4 protein-coding genes and 1 pseudogene are annotated in these 3,040 nt (G+C 46.0%); all 5 read left to right on the top strand.

All coding sequences use genetic code 11. From position 1 onward, the window contains the following. Positions 1–59: 59 nt before the first annotated feature. The gene (locus ACFIMC_RS03105) at positions 60–1,082 is read left to right on the top strand and encodes a phage protease (RefSeq protein ID WP_375685647.1); all 1,023 of its coding nucleotides are present in this window, start codon (positions 60–62) and stop codon (positions 1,080–1,082) included. A gap of 2 nt (positions 1,083–1,084) precedes the next feature. Then, positions 1,085–1,426 (top strand): hypothetical protein, encoded by a 342-nt coding sequence (locus ACFIMC_RS03100; protein WP_375618803.1) that lies wholly within the window; start codon positions 1,085–1,087, stop codon positions 1,424–1,426. Positions 1,427–1,438: 12 nt separating this feature from the next. Beyond that, the gene (locus ACFIMC_RS03095) at positions 1,439–2,404 is read left to right on the top strand and encodes a capsid protein (RefSeq protein ID WP_375680969.1); all 966 of its coding nucleotides are present in this window, start codon (positions 1,439–1,441) and stop codon (positions 2,402–2,404) included. A gap of 15 nt (positions 2,405–2,419) precedes the next feature. Continuing rightward, positions 2,420–2,842 carry a gp436 family protein gene (locus ACFIMC_RS03090; protein WP_375624209.1) on the top strand — a complete coding sequence of 141 codons (423 nt, stop codon included), beginning with the start codon at positions 2,420–2,422 and terminating at the stop codon, positions 2,840–2,842. A gap of 1 nt (position 2,843) precedes the next feature. Continuing rightward, a pseudogene (locus ACFIMC_RS03085) lies at positions 2,844–3,040 on the top strand (virion morphogenesis protein); the annotation flags it as partial.

Raw genomic sequence — 3,040 nt, 5'->3', positions numbered from 1 at the left:
GTGGGAGTAAGTTTCATGCATTGTATTGCCAATGACAATTGTAAAGCAATAGGCAATGTATGGAACAGGAATTTCACGAAGATCAAAAAGATGGGGATGCAGAAACATTTCATGCTGCGTTAATAGATCTCTGTCCAGACGTTTTATGCCAAGACATTTCATGTGAAGACGCCACCGTTAGCCAAGCGCCTGAATGGGTAGAGCTTTTGCCCAAAGCGCCCCATGTGAAGGCACGTGATGGACGACAATGGCATTATAACCCGCAAACTATTTTAAAAGCCTTTGCAGCCAATAAAGGACCGCTTGTGATTGATTATGAGCATGGGCAACATCACCGTGCGAGAAATGGTTTAGAAGCACCTGCCAGTGGCTGGATTGAAGAATTAGCAGAGCGGGATGGTGCGATTTGGGGGCGTGTTAAATGGACCGATATGGCCGCTAAAAAGATTGTTTCCCAAGAATATCGCTATCTTTCGCCTGAGTTTCGCCATTCCAAGAAAGGTGAAATTTTAAATTTAGCAGGTGCTGGTTTGGTGAACCGTCCAGCCCTTGTCATGACGGCTTTAAGCCGTGAACAGCCTTCCCCTATAACTTTGACGGAGAAAATGATGGATTTGACAGCCATTGCCAGTGCACTGGAGCTGGCAGAAGATGCTAAAGCGGATGAGATTTTAGCAACGCTTAAAGCGCGCGAAAAAGAACGCGCGGAATTAAATTCCCAATTAACAAAGATGCAAGAAGATTTAGCGCTTTTGCAAGAAGAGCAGAAAAATACAGCTATTGAGAGCCTTTTAGACAAGGCCATTGAAGAGGGCAAAATTTTGCCTGCTGCCCGCGAGGAATATCGTGCACTCTGTAGCCTTGAAGGGGGTGTGGAACATTTTAAAAGTTTGGTCGAGAAGTTGCCGGCGCTTGCCGCTAGGAGTCCTTTGGAGACCTCTTGTCTCAAGCAAGAACCAAAGCTTGCGCCAGAAGAGATTGCTGTTGCGGCACGCCATTATAAGGAAGAGCAGAAGCAAAAAGGGTGGGATATCACCATTAGCCAAGCAGTTGATTATATTTGCGAACAAAAGGAGCGCTAATCATGAGTACGATGATTTTAATTAAATCTTTTCGCGCCATAGATGTGATTTCACCTTATTGCATTGTTGCAGCGCGCACTGAGGGAATGGTGGCAACGGCTTCTGGTAAGGGTGATAAATTATTAGGGACTGCTGGGTCATTGAGTGCAAAGGCTGGTGAGATGCTTGATGTTGGCCAATGTGGTTGGGGCGAAGTGGTTTGTGGAGGCAATGTTTCCTTTGGTGATTTTTTGACCTCTGACCCCAAAGGACACGCCATTAAAGCGGAAGCCGCAGATCGCACCATTGGTATTGCCATGAGTGATGGTTCTGCTGGTGATGTTATTTCTTTTAAAATTAATTAATCGAGGCTTATGATGAACAGACCTTTTCCCATTGATCCAACACTCACCGCTATTGCTATTGGTTATCGCAATCCAGCTGGCTCTCTTATTGGCGATAGAGTTTTGCCCCGTGTTTCTGTTTTAAGTGAAGTGTTTAAATATAGTGAATTTCCCTTAGCGGAAAATTTTACCGTGCCTGAACTTGAGATTGGGCGGAAAGGGCGCCCGAATGTGGTGGAATTTTCTGCCTTTGAACGGGAAGCCAGTGTCAAAGATTACGGACTTGATGATCTTATCCCCAATTCAGATATTGAAGCAGCGGCACGCGCACGAGCAGAAAAGCGCTCTCGTTATAACCCCGAAAAGACAGCTGTAGAGGGACTTGCCAATTTGCTAGAATTGGGGCGTGAAGTGCGTGTTGCAGCGCTTGTGCAAAGAAGTGAAAATTATGCACCAGAGCGGGTGATAACACTTAAAGGTGAGAATAAATTTAGCGATTATGAGAAATCTGATCCTTATGCTGTTTTAGATGAGGCCATGGATAAAAGTCTCGTCTATACACCCAACACCATTGTTATGGGCAAAGTTGTTTGGTCAAAACTCAAACGTCATCCCAAAATCATCAAAGCTGTTAAAGGGGGTGGCACTGCTGATGGTTTTGTCACCAAGGCGCAATTTGCTGATCTGATGGAAATACACCCCGATCGTTTACTCATTGGTGAATCGCAAGTGAATTTGGCACGTAAAGGGCGTTCGGCACAATTGGCACGCGTGTGGGGCAATAAGATTGCACTGCTTTATATTGACCCTACCAAACAACAGGCAGATGGTTCGGTGATCAGTTGGGGTTTTAGCGCCCAGTTGGGCGAACGTTTGTCTGGAGTGATCCAAGATCCAGATATCGGCTTATCAGGCGGCAAACGGGTGCGTGTGGGGGAACGTGTGTGTGAATTGGTTGCCGCAAAAGATGCCGGTGTTTTGTTGCAAGAAGTTGTCTAAGGGAAACTTTTAAACATGGCTTATGCAAGCAAAACATTGATTGAAGAGCTCTGGGGTGATGACTTCTTGGATGATTTGTGTGGGATGGATGAGAACTCTGATCCAGTTTTTTCAGAGCAAGCCATTGCCCGCGCGCTCGAACAGGCAAGTGGTGAGATTGATGTGCATTTGTCTCATCGCTACTCAATCCCCATTGCTGGACAGCCAGCGGCTCTGGGTATGATCTGTGTCAATATTGCTGTTTATAATTTAGCCATACGCCATACGGCACTGACCACGACTATTGAAGATCGTTACAAACAGGCGGTTGAACTCTTGAAACGCATTGCGGAAGGCAAAGCGGGTTTAGGCATAGATGAACCTAAAATTATGAGCGAAGATGGACCGGTTCGTGATGGGGCTTTTTTTCATGCCAAGCCGCGTTTGATGGGAAGATAATATGTCTGTTGCAACCCATATTGAGATTAAAGAGACAGGGCTTGAAGCGGCTTTATCCTTTTTGCAAAAGGGCGCTGATAGCTCGATGGGGACTTTGGCACAAGGGGTTGGGCGTCTCATTCAAGAAAGCACAAGGCGGCGGATTCAAAGTGAAAAAATGTCTGCTCAAGGAGAGAAGTGGAAAAACAATCATGCCCG

It is taken from the genome of Bartonella sp. AP21QHHD (assembly GCF_042196205.1).
Lineage (GTDB): Bacteria > Pseudomonadota > Alphaproteobacteria > Rhizobiales > Rhizobiaceae > Bartonella.
The sequence above is the reverse complement of the archived record's forward strand: the minus strand, read 5'-3'. Positions and strand labels throughout refer to the sequence as shown.

Bases quoted from the DNA above. Each gene is read 5' to 3' on its own strand.
- ACFIMC_RS03105 (WP_375685647.1), top strand. From the start codon at position 60: ATGGAACAGGAATTTCACGAAGATCAAAAAGATGGGGATGCAGAAACA.
- ACFIMC_RS03090 (WP_375624209.1), top strand. From the start codon at position 2,420: ATGGCTTATGCAAGCAAAACATTGATTGAAGAGCTCTGGGGTGATGAC.
- ACFIMC_RS03100 (WP_375618803.1), top strand. From the start codon at position 1,085: ATGAGTACGATGATTTTAATTAAATCTTTTCGCGCCATAGATGTGATT.
- ACFIMC_RS03095 (WP_375680969.1), top strand. From the start codon at position 1,439: ATGAACAGACCTTTTCCCATTGATCCAACACTCACCGCTATTGCTATT.